Below are 14,079 nucleotides of genomic sequence, written 5' to 3'. Positions count from 1 at the left end.
GATGTTTCAACCAAGTGGCAGACTCACACAATTCCCGCAAAACCGTCACCGCGCCGTCATAAAGCCTCGGCAAACTGCGCCTTCATATTTCAAATCAATGGCTTGGAGTGGCGTTATGGGCGGTATAGGGATTTGGCAACTGGTCATCGTGCTGCTGATCGTGGTGATGCTGTTCGGCACCCGGCGCCTCAAGGGCCTGGGCAGTGATGTGGGTGAGGCCATCAAGGGCTTTCGCTCCTCCATGGGCAACGAACCCGGCGCCCAGGCGGCAGAAAAGACCAGCCTTGAGGTGCAAGCCGAACCTCAGCGACCTGCCGACAGCAAACTCTGATGTTCGATATCGGTTTTAGCGAACTGCTGCTGGTGGGCCTGGTGGCGCTGCTGGTGCTGGGCCCCGAGCGCCTGCCGATTGCCGCGCGCAATGCCGGGCTGTGGCTGGGCCGGGCCAAGCGGGCGATGAATACGCTCAAGGCCCAGGTCACCCAGGAACTGGACCACGAACACCTGTTGCAGAGCATCGACCAGCAACCCTTGCGGCAACTGGAGCAGCAACTGCGCGACGGCATCCGCCTGGACGCCCCGCTGCCAGAAACCGCCACGCCCAAAGGACCACCTGCCCCATGAGCGACCTGCCCTTGCCTGCTCCGCGCCTGTCGGTGACCGGCCACCTGACCCGGTTGCGCTCGCGCCTGGTGCGCTGCGTCCTGGCGATCCTCCTGGTGTTTTGCGCACTGTTCCCCTTTGCCCAGCAGCTCTACAGCTTCGTCTCGCAACCGTTGCGCGATTTCTTGCCCAGCGGCGCAACCATGATCGCCACCGGGGTGACGTCACCCTTCCTGGCGCCGCTCAAGCTGACCATGATGATTGCCCTGTTTATCAGCATGCCGCTGTTGCTGCACCAGGCCTGGGGCATGATCGCACCGGCGGTGTATCGCCAGGAACGCCGCACCGCCGCCTGGTTGCTGGCCGCCAGCGTGGTGCTGTTTTACCTGGGCATGGCGTTCGCGTTTTTCCTGGTGTTCCCGATGATGTTCGGCTTCTTTACCAGCGTGACCCCGGACGGCGTGGCGATGATGACTGATATCGCCCTGTACCTGGATTTCATCCTCGCGCTGTTGCTGGCGTTCGGCCTAGCGTTTGAAATTCCGGTGGCTACTTTCCTGGTGATCTGGGCAGGGATCACCGATGTGCAGACCCTGCAGAAGAGCCGGCCGTATGTGATCGTCGGCTGCTTTGTGGTGGGCATGTTGCTGACCCCGCCGGATGTGTTTTCGCAGACCATGCTGGCGGTGCCGATGTGGATTCTGTTTGAGCTGGGGCTGCTGGCCAGTCGGTCGGTGAGCAAGCCGCGCTCCTGATGCCGCCGACACCTGGTCCGGGGACATTAAACAAAATGTTGATTTAGTAAGGCACCAAGATAAACTGCGCCTTATGAATATTTTAGAAAACAAACACCACATCATGCTGCATGAGCTTGAGGGGGTACCGGCCGAGGCCAGGGACAGCGTAAAACTGTGTTTCGAGCTACTGTCGGCGGCGGCCGCGATCAATCGCGTGTGTGCCATACGGCTCGCTCGCTACAACCTCTCGGAAGGCCGCTTTGTCATCATGCTCACCCTCAAGAGCGCTGGCGGGAAGCTCTCGCCCCTGGAGCTGGCGACGCGCCTGTCGATTACCACCGGCACGGTGACCGGCTTGCTCGACGGCCTGCAGGGCGACGGCTTTATCAAGCGCAAGACCGACCCTGCCGACCGGCGCAAATTAATCATCAGCCTGACTGCCGACGGCAAGCGCGTGGTCGATGAGGTATTCGCCGAACACACGCACTGGATCAGCGGCATCATCCAGGGTCTGAGCCCTGAGCAACGCCAGGGGTTGTCCGAGTCGCTCTATTGCATTTCCACCAGTCGCGCACTGTCCCCGCCACTGCCGGATGGGCATTAGGTCCACTACAAAACCTGTTCGAACGGGAAGAGGCCTTGCCCGGGGAGCAACCCATGAACACAGCGCTGGGATCAATATGAGTGAAGAACGCAAAGCCCTGATCGACCAGGGCCGCCTGCCAACCCGCAATTTGGGCGAGTGCCTGGCAGTCGACCAGGTGGCGCTGGCGCAGGCCCTTGCCTCGCAGGTGGAAACTTCCCTGGCCCAGGCACTGCTGAGCGCGGCCCAGGCCGGCCAGGCACTGGGCATTTCGAAGAAAGTCGCGGGGCTGGGCCTTGCGCTGGGTCAGTGGCTGGAAAGCGCCGCCCTGCCCCTGCGCGAACGGAGCTGGCAGTTGCTGCTGGAGCATCCTTCTGACACCGTGCGCAGTTGGGCGGCCTTCGCCAATGCCTTCTGCGTACGCGACACGCCGCTGGAACAGGCGTTGCTGAGCCAGTTCCGGTTCGCCACCGACAGCCACTTTGGCGTGCGCGAATGGGCCTGGATTGCCTTGCGCCCTCTACTGGCCCAGGACCTGACGGCTTCGCTGGAACTGTTGCGCAGCCATGCCCGCAACGACAACCCGCTGATCCGCCGTTTCTGCGTTGAAATCCTGCGTCCGCGCGGGGTCTGGTGCGAACACATCGCCCCACTCAAAGCCCAGCCGAAAATCGCCGAACCCTTGCTGATTGCCATGCTAGAGGAAACCGACAAATACGCCCAGGACTCGGTGGCCAACTGGATCAACGACGCCAGTAAAACCCGGCCGGACTGGGTGCAGGATTTGTTCGAGCGCTACCCACCCAGCGGTAAGGCCGCCACCAGGATTTTTACCCGGGCGACCCGCAGCCTTGCTCAACGAAAGTGAACAGGCGCTACCCATCTCACTCAAGGAAAAGCTTCAAACCGTCACGGACCAGATGGCCCGACTGCCGACCGAAGTCGTGCACAAGTTCCAGGCGGCACTGGACTGAAATAGCGGCTGCCCGTGACAGGGCAGCCACCCCCTCTGGGCTTACTTGCCCTCGGTCAACGCGTTGTAGCTGGTGAACAGGTTGCGATAGTCAGGAATGTGGTTGGAGAACAAGGTCCCCAGGCCTTCGATATCGTTGCGCCAGTCGCGATGCAGCTCGCACGCCAGGCCAAACCAGGTCATCAGTTGGGCGCCGTTGGCGGTCATGCGGGCCCAGGCCGATTGCTGGGTCAGTTCGTTGAAAGTGCCGGAGGCATCGGTCACCACAAACACTTCATAGCCTTCGGCCAGGGCCGACAGCGCCGGAAACGCCACGCACACCTCGGTGACTACGCCCGCGATGATCAGTTGCTTCTTGCCGGTAGCCTTGATGGCCTTGACGAAGTCTTCGTTGTCCCAGGCGTTGATCTGGCCAGGGCGGGCAATGTACGGCGCGTCCGGGAACAGCGCCTTGAGCTCGGGCACCAGCGGGCCGTTGGGGCCGGTTTCGAAACTGGTGGTGAGGATGGTCGGCAGCTTGAAGTACTTGGCCAGGTCAGCCAGGGCCAGTACGTTGTTCTTGAACTTGTCGGGCTCGATATCGCGGACCAGTGACAGCAAGCCAGCCTGATGGTCAACCAGCAGGACAGCTGCGTTGTCTTTGTCCAGGCGAACGTAGGGTTTAGACATCATGATGCTCCTGGTAAAAAGGTGTTTCCCGAAATGGGCCGCACCGGAAAGAGTCAACGGTGTTTATGGCGCTGGGAGTCTAGCTCGTCGTCACTGAACCACTTTCACTGACAAAACCCGCCTATTGACCGTCCTCGCGTGCCCCGCTGATGGTTGTAGGAAAAAACCAGGGTCCCACTTTAGTCATCACACTAGGTGCTCGGTAGTGGTTGAATTAAACTTCACCATCTCAAAAATGGAACGATACCCATGTTCGACCTGAATGAGCTCTTCCTCTACGCCAAGGTGGTTGAGCATGGTGGTTTCGCAGCGGCCGGTCGGGCGCTGAACATGCCCAAGTCGACCTTGAGCCGCCGGGTCAGCCAGCTGGAAGCGCGGCTGGGGGCACGCCTGATACAACGCTCCACCCGTCAGTTCCAGGTCACTGATATTGGCCAGGCCTACTACCGCCACTGCGTGGCAATGACCGCCGAGGCAGAGTCCGCCGAGGAGCTGATCGCCTTCAACAAAGCCGAGCCGCGCGGAGTGATTCGCCTGAGTTGCACCACCGCGCTGCTCAATTACTGGGTGGCGCCGATGCTGGGCCAGTTCATGGCGCAGTGCCCCAGCGTTGAACTCAACGTGAAGAGTTTCAACCGCAAGGTCGATGTGATCAGCGAGGGCTATGACATTGCGCTGAACCTGTGTTTCCCGCCCCTGGAAAGCAGCGACCTGGTGATGAAGCTGCTCGCCAGAAGCCCCCAGGTGTTGGTAGCGAGCCCGGCGTTTTTGCAGGAGCATCCATTGCCCCTACTCCCTGCAGACTTATCGGGACTGCCGACCATCAGTTGGGGCAACCCGATGCTGCAGTACACCTGGGGGCTGACCGGGCCAGAAGGCGTGACGGCTGAGATCTGCCACACGCCACGGCTGATCAGCGACGACATGCCGACCCTGAAAAGTGCGGTACTGCTGGGCGTGGGCATCGCCAACCTGCCACTGGCCGTGGTCAAGGATGAGATAGACGACGGCCGCCTGGTCAGCCTGCTCCCCGACTGGCAGCCCACCGAAGGCGTGATCAGCGCTGTCTTCCCTTCAAGGCGCGGGCTGTTACCGTCGGTGCGTACCTTGATCGACTTTCTGGCGCAGGCGTTTGAAAAACACCAGCAAAGCCAGGCCGCGAGAACGTCAAACTTCGATGAGTTCAGCTAGAGCCACGAAGCGCCTGGCCGCTGTTTTTCTCCCGGGCGAGGCACAACGAAACGTCCACTATCGCGCCACACAAATCCGCACCGTGGCGCCATCAGGCACTGCCATTACCCTGCCAGTATTTACGCAGCGTCTTTTTGAGCTAGCCTTGCCCTGCCGCTCCTTCTTACACAGTGAACTCATGGAAACGCTCACCAAAACAGAGATCGAAAGTGCTCTTTCCAGTCGCCTACCCAACTGTGTCGTCACCTGCCTGATCAACCCGGACGGCAGCCTGTCAGTGACTGTTTTAGCGCCAGATGCCAATCAATTCACCATCGCGAGCATCAATCGTGCCCAGTATCACGCCGAGTCGGGAATCAATAGGCTTGTCCGGGAGATCCTCGAGGAAATGGTGGTATCCCGGCAATCATCCCACCTGCCGCCGGTGGGGTAATCGCCTTGGCGAGAATGCCCGGATAGTGACCGATCCCCGGCTCGGAGGTGGCGATACACACCCCCAATTCGGCGGTGAATTGGGGGTGCGCCGAGGCCTTGAAAGTCGCGGCGGATCAGTGACCTGCGCCGCTTCGTTCAGCACCAGGGGCGCGTCAGAGAATCGGCTTGCCGCCGGTCACGCCATAACGTTCACCGGAGATGTAACTGCCCTCGTCCGACGCCAGCAGTACGTAAATCGGCGCCACCTCGACCGGTTGGCCTGGCCGACCGAGGGGCATATTGGCACCGAAATGCTTCACCGCCTCCTGCGACATAGTTGATACGATCAAGGGCGTCCAGATTGGCCCCGGCGCAACGCTGTTGACGCGGATACCGCGCTTACCCAGCAACTGCGCCAGCCCAGCGGTGAAGTTCGCGATGGCGCCTTTGGTGGCCGCGTAAGGTAACAGCGTCGGGTTGGGGGTGTCGGAGTTGACCGAGCTGGTGTTGATGATGGAACTGCCCTCGGCCATGTGGGGCAGCGCGGCCTTGCAGATGCGAAACATCGCTGTCACGTTGACATCGAATGTCATTACCCATTCTTCATCGCTGATTTCTTCAAGGGTTTCGTGGGACATCTGGAACGCAGCATTGTTGACCAGGATGTCGATGCGCCCGAACGTCTCCACCGTGTCATTCACGATGGCCGCACACTGCGCCAGGTTCCTCAGATCTCCCGGCAGCAGCAGGCATTGGCGCCCGGCCGCCTCGACCCAGCGCGCAGTCTCTTTTGCGTCCTCGTGTTCGTCCAGGTATGACACCGCTACGTCAGCGCCTTCCCGGGCAAAAGCGATGGCCACTGCGCGCCCGATGCCGCTGTCAGCCCCGGTGATCAAAGCGATTTTGTTGGCAAGCCGGCCTGAGCCTTTATAGGTTTGTTCACCGCAATCGGGCTGGGGATCCATTCGGCGTTGATCACCCGGCACAGGTTGCTGTTGAGGTGCGAAAGGGGGTTTTGGATAGTTGATCATCAGTGTTCCTCCTGGGTTTTCCTCTTCTTGCGAGGACACTCCGGGGGCGTTAGTTCAGACCAAATTGCGAAGTCCGGATTAGCGTCAGGGCGGCCGGTGTCTACCCGTCATATCCGGCATCGCCCCACTGCTGATCAGTACCAATGGGTCGTCATCGACCAGCAGTCTCTCGAAACGCCGTTGAGAAAGGCAGTCGTCTGCGGCCGACTCAAGTCCGGCCGACACAGGCGCCTCGGTCATTGTCACTGCAGCCGGCAGCCAAAGTTCTGCCGTAGTGCCCTCCCCGTGCGCGCTCATTCCGGCCCCCTGGTCGATCACCGAACAGAATGCGCCCCCCCGGACCGGCACACGGGGCACGCAGACGGTCATGGGGCAGGATCGAGGGCAGTGGGTGTAGATCTCGCCCCCCACGCTGAGGCAGGATGCAGTTTTACAGTGCGGGTGAGTTATGGCGGTCCCTCAAGACAAACAAGAGTTGCTCGATGCCATTAATGCAACCTATGAAAAATTACTCAGCGTCATCCGGCGGGTACCCATGCCCCGGGTCAACGAATGCAGCCTGGAGGGGCATGCCAAGGGGACGCAGATGAGCGTCGCCAATCTGGTCGCCTACCTGGTGGGCTGGAATGAATTGGTGCTCAAGTGGCTGGACGCGGACGCCGCCGGCATTGTCATCGACTTCCCGGAAACCGGCTTCAAGTGGAACCAGTTGGGCCAGCTTGCACAGAAGTTCTACCGCGACTACCAAGGCATCCCTTTTGAGCAATTGCTCGAGCGGCTCGACAGCGCAAAGCAGCGGATCGTGTCCAGCATCCAGAGCCGCGAGAATGCCGAGCTGTATGAATGCCCGTGGTACGAGCACTGGACGATGGGGCGGATGATCCAGTTCAACACCGCCTCCCCCTATGACAATGCACGTGGGCGCTTGCGCAAATGGCTTAAGGCAGAAGGCCCCAGTCCTCAGCCTGCATAGGGACGGTGTCGCACCATGCCTGGTATCTCCGCCATCAGGGTTTGTGTCGACCAATGCCTCCAACACTGCCTCTCAGGCATTGATCGCAAAGGCCCGGTTTGTCCCCAGCGGGAGCATCGAGCACCTTGACGAACACGACCCTGAACGGTTGTTCGTCAAATTTACTCGCTAACCGTGTGAGGCGCTTCAGTCCCGATCAGCCTCCGCCTGGTTGAGAAAAATCAGCACCCCGAGCAGCGCCATATAGAACTTGAATGCCGCTTCCTGGCCGTTCCACTGATGGGATTGCCACATCAGGAACCACTCCCCGCCAATCACCATGAAGCCGAAAAACCACACCAGCAGGCCCGCAGTAAAACCGACAATGGCCACCTGTTTGGCGGCATCGAACTGCCGGCCAGTACCTAGCCTGGCCCGCCACATTGCCAGCGCCCCACGGGCCAGTAATACGGCAGTCAAGGCTTCGCTGGCGATGATCAGCCCATAGGCGCCATGCCACAGCCAGGGTGTGGTGATTGCCCGGTACATGGCCGTATTACCGGGAAAGGTGGTGTCCATGCTCAACACATGCTTGACGAAGGCAAAGTTGGAGCCGTAATCAGTAAGGTTGTTGAACGCCACCAGCGCGGCGAAGGCCGCCAGCATCAGGGTCAGGACGATTTTTGCGTAGCGGGTGGTCATGTTTGCTTCCCAGGGCAATGAAAGGGCTACGCTAGCACGTCTTTTGAGTACCTTCGAGACACACAACTGTAGGGTTTTACCTAGCGATAAAGCCTTTTTGCCGGCACACCACCTAAGTGATGACTTGAGCCAATCGAAGCGCCACCGCGGCAGCCTGTTCGGCGCTGGCGATGTTGGTAAAACCCAGTACCAGGCCGTGCCTGGACCTGGCCTCGAGGTACCACTGCGACAGCGGCTCGACAGCGAGGCCAATGGCCCGGGCACGCTGGGCGAGTTCCACATCATCCCCTTCACTCAGGCCCGCAATCAGGTGCATGCCTCCGGCCTGGAGGTTGATCGACAGCCGTTCGCCGAACTGTTGCTGCAGCGCATCGACCAGCCACTGGCGACGGCGCGCGTAGAGCGTACGCATTTTTTTCAAATGCCGTGCAAAGTGCCCCTCGTAGAGGAAGGCGCTGACCGTCGCCTGGAGAAGCTGCGGGCAGTGGTTATGCAGGCGGTCAGCCTGGCGGGCGAAGGCGTCGCTTTGCGCCTGCGGCACCACCAGATAGGCCAGGCGCAGGCCCGGAAACAACACCTTGCTAAAGGTGCCGGTATAGAGCACCCGCCCCTGCTGATCGAGGCTCTTGAGCGCAGGCAAGGGCCGGCCCTGATAGCGGTATTCGCTGTCGTAATCATCCTCGATGATCCAACTGCCTTGGCGACTGGCCCAGTCCAGCAGTGCCAGCCGGCGCGGCAGGGACAGTGATACCCCCAGCGGGCTCTGGTGGGTCGGCGTAACCACGGCAAAGCGTGCATCCGCACAGCGGGCGATGCCTTGCGCGACATCAAGCCCCTGCTCATCCACGGCAACCGGCACCAACTGCACGCCGGCCTCCCGGAGTGTGTTGCGCGCCATGAAGTAGCCCGGCTCTTCCAGCCAGCAGCGATCGCCGGGGCGCATCAGCGTGTGGCTGATCAGGTCCAGGCACGCGCGATAGCCCGCGCAGACGAACACCTGTTCCGGGCGGCAGGCAATCCCTCGGGCAATCCCCAGGTAGCTGGCAATGGCTGCGCGCAATGCTGCATGGCCACGCGGGTCCGGGTACACCAGCCCCTCGAGGCCGGCCTGGCGCAGTTGACGACCGGCCAGCCGGGTCCAGAGCTTGCGGGGAAATGCATCCAGTGCGGGCAGCCCCATCTGCAGTGCCAACGGCAGCGCCCCGCAATGATTGGACGAGTACTGCGGCGCAGCAACCGGGGCCTGGAGTACGGGCGAGGCAACGGCAGCCAGTTGCGGCGTGACAATCGTCCCGGCGGCGCCCCGTGCAATCAGGTAACCCTCCCCTATCAACAACTGGTAAGCCGCCTCCACCGTGCCACGCGCCAGGTTCAACTGCGCCGCCAACGCGCGTACGGCAGGCACGCGATCCCCCGGGCGCAGGCGGCCATCGGCAATGGATTCGCGAAATCGCTGGTAAAGCTGGCGATACATCGGCGCGCTCTGGCTACGGTCCAGCGTAAAGGGAGGAATCATGGCCTAGTCATTTATGCACTTTTCGGCCCTGTAGCTTAAGTCATCGGGGCTTTAAGGTCAGCTACCTCTCTACAGCGGACGACCGACATGGCTTATACCCTTGGGCATCTGGAGGACCAGCAGGCCTTCGCGGCCAGTTTCAACCTGATGCGCGTACTGCGACCCCATGTCGCCAACCCGGCCAACTATGTCGCGCAACTGCTGCGCCAGGTCGGGCAAGGCTACCGCCTACTGGCTGCATGGGAAGCTGGGCAGGTGGTGGGCCTGGCCGGTTACCGCGAGTTGGAGAACCTGCTCTACGGGCGCTTCATTTACGTCGATGACCTGGTGGTACACCCCGACCTGCAGCGCGGTGGCCTCGGCGCACGGCTGCTGGACGCCGTGCGCGAAGAAGCCGTGCAGCGCGGTTGCGCGCATTTTGTGCTGGACACCGGGCTGCATATGCCGCTGGCCCAACGTTTCTACTTTCGCCAAGGGCTGCTGGCCCACGGCATGCACTTCACCCAACGCCTTCACACAGAGAGTCCGGCATGAAGAGTGTTCTATTGATCAACGCCAGCCCCAATGGCCAGGTTTCCCATGCGAACCAGTTGGCACTGGAACTGGTGGACACCCTTCGCCAGCGCCATCCGAGGCTCGAACTGGTCGAACGTGACCTGGGCACACACCCACTGCCACCGCTCGGCATGGATTACGCCCGGGGCCTGGCGACGACCACGCCGTTCGACGCCCCGGCTTTCGAGGTCTCCGAAACGCTGATCCGCGAGCTGGAAGGTTGCGATATCCTGCTGATTGCCACGCCAATGCACAATTTCATGCTGCCCGCTGCACTCAAGCTGTGGATCGACTACGTCCTGCGTATTCATCGCACATTCAGCTCAGGGCCCGAGGGCAAGACCGGTCTGCTGAGCAACCGTGCGGTGTATGTGCTGGTGGGTTCCGGTGGTTTTCATCAGGGCGCGTCGGCACGGCAACCGGACTTCCTGACACCCTACCTGCGTCAGGTACTGGGCACCCTCGGGCTGTTCGACCCGCACTTCACCTACCTCCAGGGCCTGGTATTCGGTGAGGAAGCGGTCCAAGCAGCGCTCCAGGAGAGCCGTGCCCGGCTGTCACTGGAGTCACTGTTCAACCCGCTGATGGGTACCTGATCGTCACAGCAGCCCCGGCACCACCAGGGTCAGCCAGGCAACACATGGCCCGACCAGGGCAATCACTGCGCTGTAGATCAGCAGGCTGCGCAAGACTTTTTCGCGCTCCTGCGGCGGTGTATTGGCAACCACCAGTGCGCCGTTGGTGGAGAACGGGCTGGTGTCGACGATGGTGGTGGAAATGGCGATGGCCGCGACCACGCCGACCGCACTGATATGGCCCTGGCTCAAGAAGGGCACGGCCAGGGGAATGATCACCCCCAGCAACGCCGTGGACGACGCAAAGGACGAGATGATCGCGGCGGTAAAACACAGCAGCAACGCCACCAGTAGCGGCTCACCCAGCCCGGAGATGCCATGGGCGACATAGTCGATGGTGCCGATGGTCTGCATCACGCCGATGTAGGTGATGATCCCGGTGATCAGCAGCACCGTCGACCAACTGACCTTGTCGATAGCCGCCTTCTGCGCCGTGGGTGCGAACATGGCCAACACCACCGCGACCGTCATCGCCACCAGGCCGATATTGAACTTGAACACCAGCGCCGAGATCGCCAGGGCCAACAAGCCGATCAGTGTCGACAGCTTGGCCCCGTCCAGGCCACTGACAGCCTGTAGCGGCGCACCGGCGCCGGTCAGGTCGGTGCGGTGATAGGCCGGGGAAGCCGGCGTACCGCCATGGCCAAGAATCGCCAGGGATGCACCCGCCGCATGCAACGTGGGGCCGAACGAGACCGGTGCCAGCGACAGGCGCGCGCTGCGCAAACCGCCGAACACGACGAAGACCACCATGGCAATCCCCAGGTTGAACAGCAAGCTGGTGATGAACAACGTGAACGGCGCATAGGGCAGCCCGGACGACGCCACGATCTGATTGGTGATGCCACCGAAAATGCTCACCGGCGAAAAACTGCCGCCCTGGGCGCCATGAATCACCATCAGCCCCATCAACACCGGGTTGATGCGGTACTGCACGGCGAAGTTCAGCGCAATCGGCGCCAGGATCGCGGCCACCGCCGGGCTCAGCGCGCCGAAACCGGTCAGCAATGCCGCCACCACGAACATCACCCAGGGGATCCAGGCGACGCGTCCACGCACCATCAACACCGCCCGCTCGATCAGCCAGTCGATGGTGCCGTTGTTCTGCGCGATGCCGAACAGATAGGTGACCCCGACCAGCGTCAGGAACAGGTCACTGGGAAACCCGGCAAAGATCGTCGCCGGGGTCATTTCCAATATCACCGAACCGACGACAAAGGCCGCCGCAAAGGCCAGCGCTCCCATGTTGATGGGCAACACGCTGGCGATGCCGAAGATGACCACCAACACCAGAATCGACAGAAGCTCATTATTCATTGCAATCTGACTCCCCGCAGTCGGACGGCCCCGCAGGTACCGCCCTTGTTATTATTTTTTCGGGATGTGGCGCTACCGCACGCGTGTTCTAGCGACCGCTGAACACCGCCGGCCGGCGCTCGGCAAAGGCTGCCAGGCCTTCGCCAAAGTCGGCGCTTTCACAGGCTTGTCGGCGCAATTCGGCGATCTGTTCCATGGCCTGCACCGGCATCGGCTGCAGGTCTTCGAGGATGCGCAGTTGTTCCTTGACCGCCGCAACCGCCAGGGGCGCCTTGCTGGCAATACCTTGCGCCAGCTCCAGCGCAGTCGCTTCCAATACATCGCTGTCGACCAGGCGGTTGACCAGGCCAAAGCGTTCCGCACGCTGCGCATCAAGCTTCTGCGCCGTGAAGAACATTTCCTTCAACACATGAATCGGCAAGTTGTTGAAAAAGCGCAGCAAGCCGCTGGTGGTGTACGGCAAGCCAATATTCACCGGGGTCATGGCAAAGCTGGCGCTGGGGTCCGCGACGACCAGGTCGCAGCTCATCACCAGGTCCACCGCACCACCCCACACCGAGCCGGACACCAGGGCGATCACCACTCCGGGATAAGCACGGATGCGACGTATGACCCGCTCCAGCGGCTTGCCGTAGGCAATCGGGTCGCGGTCGTGTTGCAACTCACGAATGTCGTGGCCGGCACTCCACACCGACTGGCCGACTTCGCTGCCCAGGATCACCACCGGGATGCGTTGCGCCGCCAGGGTCTGCAGGCTCTCATCGAGTGACTGCAACAGTTGTGCGCTGAGTGCATTGCGTTGTGCGGGGTTGCTGAAGACCAGTCGCGCGATGCGCTCATCGACTGGGTGGACGGTCACGGTGGCAGTAGCAGCGGGATTCATTGTGCGGTTCCTGTTGATTGGGTGCAGGGGCTGTCGGCGGAGTCCTGGAACACGACCTTTGCGTCGAGCAGTGCGTTGATCGAGGCGCTGTCGAAGCCGGCTTCACGCAGGATTTCGACAGTGTGTTCGCCCAGCAGTGGCGGTGGGCGGCTGGCACCGCTGGCAGTGCTGCCAAACACCGGGGTCACCACCTGGCGCAGGGCGCCGAGGGTCGGATGGGTAAGTGTTTCAGTCAGTTGGCTGTGCAGCACCTGTGGGTCGGCGAACACCTCATCGAGGGTATTGATCGGGCCTGCGGGTAATCCTGCGTCGACAAACAGAGCGGTCCATTCGCGTTTGCTGCGGGTTTTCAAGCGGTCTTCGAGAATATCGCGTAATTCATCACGACGTTCGACCCGCGCTTCATTGGTGGCGAACCGCGGATCGTCCGGTAGCCCGGGCAAATCCAGCAGTATGCACAGGCGCCCCCACATGGCCGAGGTAATCGGCGCCAGATTGAGCGGGCCATCCAGGGTCTGGAACACGCCATAAGGCGCAATCACCGAATGGGCGTTGCCGGTGCGGCGCGGCACATCCCCGAGGCTGAGGTAACGTTGGCCATGCACACTCAACAAGCCGACCAGGCTGGCCAGCAACGAGGTGCTGACATGCTGGCCACGCCCGCTGCGCTCGCGCTCCAGCAGCGCGCCCAGCACGGCTGTCACCAGCCACATGCCCGAAGTCAGGTCGCCAATAGCAGTGCCGGTGCGCGTCGGGTCGCCATCGCCGAAACCAGTCAGGCTCATCAGCCCCGAGTAGCCCTGGGCGATCTGGTCGAAGCCCGGCCAACTGCTCATCGGCCCATCGGCGCCAAAGGCGTTGATGCTGCCCAGCACCAGTCGCGGATTGCGGGCGCTGAGCACCTCATAACCGAGGCCCATGCTGTGCAGCGTGCCGGGCTTGAAGTTCTCGATGACCACATCGGCGTCATCAATCAGTTGCTGGAGGGTGGCCAGCCCCTTGGGGTTGCGCAGGTCAATGCACATGCCGCGCTTGTTGCGGTTGCACGATAGATAGTAGGTGCTCACGCCCCGGTCAAAGGGCCCCCAGGTACGGCTCATGTCGCCATCGGGGCCGGACTCGATCTTGATCACATCGGCGCCCAGATCTGCCAGCACCATGGTGCAGAACGGCCCCGACAGTGCGCGACTCAGGTCGACGATTTTCACGCCTTGCAAAGCTTGCATAGGGTTCTCCAGTGAAGAACGCTTAGTGGGTTGTGGTCCGAGTCTAGGCGCCGTATCTCATAAACCAAAAATATGATATTCCTCTGATCTCA

Annotated in this window: 17 protein-coding genes and 1 pseudogene; 11 read left to right on the top strand and 7 right to left on the bottom strand. The window is 61.5% G+C overall.

The annotated features are described in order from the left end of the window. The first annotated feature begins 115 nt into the window (after nucleotides 1–115). The 5 genes from tatA (at nucleotide 116) to HBR93_RS15520 (ending at nucleotide 2,791) form a co-directional block, all read left to right on the top strand. Nucleotides 116–331: a twin-arginine translocase TatA/TatE family subunit gene (gene tatA / locus HBR93_RS15540; protein ID WP_115128392.1), complete on the top strand. Its 216-nt coding sequence runs from the start codon at nucleotides 116–118 to the stop codon at nucleotides 329–331. Continuing rightward, nucleotides 331–624 (top strand): Sec-independent protein translocase protein TatB, encoded by a 294-nt coding sequence (gene tatB / locus HBR93_RS15535; protein WP_057440939.1) that lies wholly within the window; start codon nucleotides 331–333, stop codon nucleotides 622–624. The genes tatA and tatB overlap by 1 nt, the downstream gene beginning before the upstream one ends. Then, a complete protein-coding gene (tatC, locus tag HBR93_RS15530) occupies nucleotides 621–1,358 on the top strand; it encodes a twin-arginine translocase subunit TatC (RefSeq protein WP_115128393.1) in 738 nt (245 codons plus the stop codon). Before tatB ends, tatC begins: the two co-directional genes overlap by 4 nt. Nucleotides 1,359–1,431: 73 nt before the next feature. After that, entirely contained in the window at nucleotides 1,432–1,944 is a 513-nt protein-coding gene (locus HBR93_RS15525) for a MarR family transcriptional regulator (protein WP_115128394.1), read from the top strand. 76 nt (nucleotides 1,945–2,020) lie between these two features. Continuing rightward, nucleotides 2,021–2,791, top strand: a complete 771-nt coding sequence (locus tag HBR93_RS15520) for a hypothetical protein (RefSeq protein ID WP_169960638.1) — start codon at nucleotides 2,021–2,023, stop codon at nucleotides 2,789–2,791. Nucleotides 2,792–2,938: 147 nt separating this feature from the next. Here HBR93_RS15520 and ycaC read toward each other — a convergent pair whose 3' ends face one another. Next, a complete protein-coding gene (gene ycaC / locus HBR93_RS15515) occupies nucleotides 2,939–3,565 on the bottom strand; it encodes an isochorismate family cysteine hydrolase YcaC (protein WP_169960637.1) in 627 nt (208 codons plus the stop codon). 249 nt (nucleotides 3,566–3,814) lie between these two features. Here ycaC and HBR93_RS15510 point away from each other — a divergent pair, with 249 nt between their 5' ends. Further along, a complete protein-coding gene (locus HBR93_RS15510) occupies nucleotides 3,815–4,756 on the top strand; it encodes a LysR substrate-binding domain-containing protein (RefSeq protein WP_169960636.1) in 942 nt (313 codons plus the stop codon). A 178-nt stretch (nucleotides 4,757–4,934) separates the two neighbouring features. Further along, entirely contained in the window at nucleotides 4,935–5,189 is a 255-nt protein-coding gene (locus tag HBR93_RS15505) for a hypothetical protein (RefSeq protein WP_081044217.1), read from the top strand. A 154-nt stretch (nucleotides 5,190–5,343) separates the two neighbouring features. Here the strand turns inward: HBR93_RS15505 and HBR93_RS15500 are convergent, their stop codons facing one another. Further along, nucleotides 5,344–6,201 (bottom strand): SDR family oxidoreductase, encoded by an 858-nt coding sequence (locus HBR93_RS15500; protein WP_169960635.1) that lies wholly within the window; start codon nucleotides 6,199–6,201, stop codon nucleotides 5,344–5,346. A gap of 448 nt (nucleotides 6,202–6,649) precedes the next feature. Here HBR93_RS15500 and HBR93_RS15495 point away from each other — a divergent pair, with 448 nt between their 5' ends. Together HBR93_RS15495 and HBR93_RS27010 are read left to right on the top strand one after the other, a co-directional pair. After that, a complete protein-coding gene (locus HBR93_RS15495; protein ID WP_169960634.1) occupies nucleotides 6,650–7,174 on the top strand; it encodes a ClbS/DfsB family four-helix bundle protein in 525 nt (174 codons plus the stop codon). A gap of 40 nt (nucleotides 7,175–7,214) precedes the next feature. Then, a pseudogene (locus HBR93_RS27010) lies at nucleotides 7,215–7,346 on the top strand (GNAT family N-acetyltransferase); the annotation flags it as partial. A gap of 14 nt (nucleotides 7,347–7,360) precedes the next feature. On the opposite strand, the gene HBR93_RS15490 reads toward HBR93_RS27010, so the two are convergent. Together HBR93_RS15490 and HBR93_RS15485 are read right to left on the bottom strand one after the other, a co-directional pair. Further along, nucleotides 7,361–7,855 carry a DUF2165 domain-containing protein gene (locus tag HBR93_RS15490; protein ID WP_169960633.1) on the bottom strand — a complete coding sequence of 165 codons (495 nt, stop codon included), beginning with the start codon at nucleotides 7,853–7,855 and terminating at the stop codon, nucleotides 7,361–7,363. 112 nt (nucleotides 7,856–7,967) lie between these two features. After that, nucleotides 7,968–9,371, bottom strand: a complete 1,404-nt coding sequence (locus HBR93_RS15485; protein WP_169960632.1) for a PLP-dependent aminotransferase family protein — start codon at nucleotides 9,369–9,371, stop codon at nucleotides 7,968–7,970. Nucleotides 9,372–9,458: 87 nt separating this feature from the next. Here HBR93_RS15485 and HBR93_RS15480 point away from each other — a divergent pair, with 87 nt between their 5' ends. Both HBR93_RS15480 and HBR93_RS15475 read left to right on the top strand, forming a co-directional pair. After that, complete coding sequence (locus HBR93_RS15480) at nucleotides 9,459–9,905, top strand: GNAT family N-acetyltransferase (protein WP_057440916.1); 447 nt, start codon at nucleotides 9,459–9,461, stop codon at nucleotides 9,903–9,905. Then, nucleotides 9,902–10,522: an NAD(P)H-dependent oxidoreductase gene (locus HBR93_RS15475; protein WP_169960631.1), complete on the top strand. Its 621-nt coding sequence runs from the start codon at nucleotides 9,902–9,904 to the stop codon at nucleotides 10,520–10,522. Before HBR93_RS15480 ends, HBR93_RS15475 begins: the two co-directional genes overlap by 4 nt. Nucleotides 10,523–10,525: 3 nt before the next feature. Here HBR93_RS15475 and HBR93_RS15470 read toward each other — a convergent pair whose 3' ends face one another. The 3 genes from HBR93_RS15470 to HBR93_RS15460 form a co-directional block, all read right to left on the bottom strand. Next, nucleotides 10,526–11,878 (bottom strand): SLC13 family permease, encoded by a 1,353-nt coding sequence (locus HBR93_RS15470; RefSeq protein ID WP_057440912.1) that lies wholly within the window; start codon nucleotides 11,876–11,878, stop codon nucleotides 10,526–10,528. An 88-nt stretch (nucleotides 11,879–11,966) separates the two neighbouring features. Next, complete coding sequence (gene scpB, locus HBR93_RS15465) at nucleotides 11,967–12,761, bottom strand: methylmalonyl-CoA decarboxylase (RefSeq protein WP_120733369.1); 795 nt, start codon at nucleotides 12,759–12,761, stop codon at nucleotides 11,967–11,969. Beyond that, nucleotides 12,758–13,987: a CaiB/BaiF CoA-transferase family protein gene (locus tag HBR93_RS15460; RefSeq protein ID WP_169960630.1), complete on the bottom strand. Its 1,230-nt coding sequence runs from the start codon at nucleotides 13,985–13,987 to the stop codon at nucleotides 12,758–12,760. The genes scpB and HBR93_RS15460 overlap by 4 nt, the downstream gene beginning before the upstream one ends. Between the last annotated feature and the right edge of the window lie 92 nt (nucleotides 13,988–14,079).

The organism is Pseudomonas sp. WS 5411 (assembly GCF_012985595.1).
Classification (GTDB): Bacteria; Pseudomonadota; Gammaproteobacteria; order Pseudomonadales; family Pseudomonadaceae; genus Aquipseudomonas; species Aquipseudomonas shahriarae.
Note: the sequence above shows the minus strand (reverse complement) of the source record. Positions and strands in the feature narration are given on the sequence as shown.

Excerpts from the sequence above, each read along its gene's own strand:
- HBR93_RS15505 (WP_081044217.1), top strand. The coding sequence starts at position 4,935 with ATGGAAACGCTCACCAAAACAGAGATCGAAAGTGCTCTTTCCAGTCGC.
- HBR93_RS15485 (WP_169960632.1), bottom strand. The coding sequence starts at position 9,371 with ATGATTCCTCCCTTTACGCTGGACCGTAGCCAGAGCGCGCCGATGTAT.
- HBR93_RS15480 (WP_057440916.1), top strand. The coding sequence starts at position 9,459 with ATGGCTTATACCCTTGGGCATCTGGAGGACCAGCAGGCCTTCGCGGCC.
- HBR93_RS15520 (WP_169960638.1), top strand. The coding sequence starts at position 2,021 with ATGAGTGAAGAACGCAAAGCCCTGATCGACCAGGGCCGCCTGCCAACC.
- tatA (WP_115128392.1), top strand. The coding sequence starts at position 116 with ATGGGCGGTATAGGGATTTGGCAACTGGTCATCGTGCTGCTGATCGTG.
- HBR93_RS15475 (WP_169960631.1), top strand. The coding sequence starts at position 9,902 with ATGAAGAGTGTTCTATTGATCAACGCCAGCCCCAATGGCCAGGTTTCC.
- HBR93_RS15495 (WP_169960634.1), top strand. The coding sequence starts at position 6,650 with ATGGCGGTCCCTCAAGACAAACAAGAGTTGCTCGATGCCATTAATGCA.
- tatB (WP_057440939.1), top strand. The coding sequence starts at position 331 with ATGTTCGATATCGGTTTTAGCGAACTGCTGCTGGTGGGCCTGGTGGCG.
- HBR93_RS15470 (WP_057440912.1), bottom strand. The coding sequence starts at position 11,878 with ATGAATAATGAGCTTCTGTCGATTCTGGTGTTGGTGGTCATCTTCGGC.
- HBR93_RS15460 (WP_169960630.1), bottom strand. The coding sequence starts at position 13,987 with ATGCAAGCTTTGCAAGGCGTGAAAATCGTCGACCTGAGTCGCGCACTG.
- HBR93_RS15510 (WP_169960636.1), top strand. The coding sequence starts at position 3,815 with ATGTTCGACCTGAATGAGCTCTTCCTCTACGCCAAGGTGGTTGAGCAT.
- tatC (WP_115128393.1), top strand. The coding sequence starts at position 621 with ATGAGCGACCTGCCCTTGCCTGCTCCGCGCCTGTCGGTGACCGGCCAC.
- HBR93_RS15490 (WP_169960633.1), bottom strand. The coding sequence starts at position 7,855 with ATGACCACCCGCTACGCAAAAATCGTCCTGACCCTGATGCTGGCGGCC.
- ycaC (WP_169960637.1), bottom strand. The coding sequence starts at position 3,565 with ATGTCTAAACCCTACGTTCGCCTGGACAAAGACAACGCAGCTGTCCTG.
- HBR93_RS15500 (WP_169960635.1), bottom strand. The coding sequence starts at position 6,201 with ATGATCAACTATCCAAAACCCCCTTTCGCACCTCAACAGCAACCTGTG.
- HBR93_RS15525 (WP_115128394.1), top strand. The coding sequence starts at position 1,432 with ATGAATATTTTAGAAAACAAACACCACATCATGCTGCATGAGCTTGAG.
- scpB (WP_120733369.1), bottom strand. The coding sequence starts at position 12,761 with ATGAATCCCGCTGCTACTGCCACCGTGACCGTCCACCCAGTCGATGAG.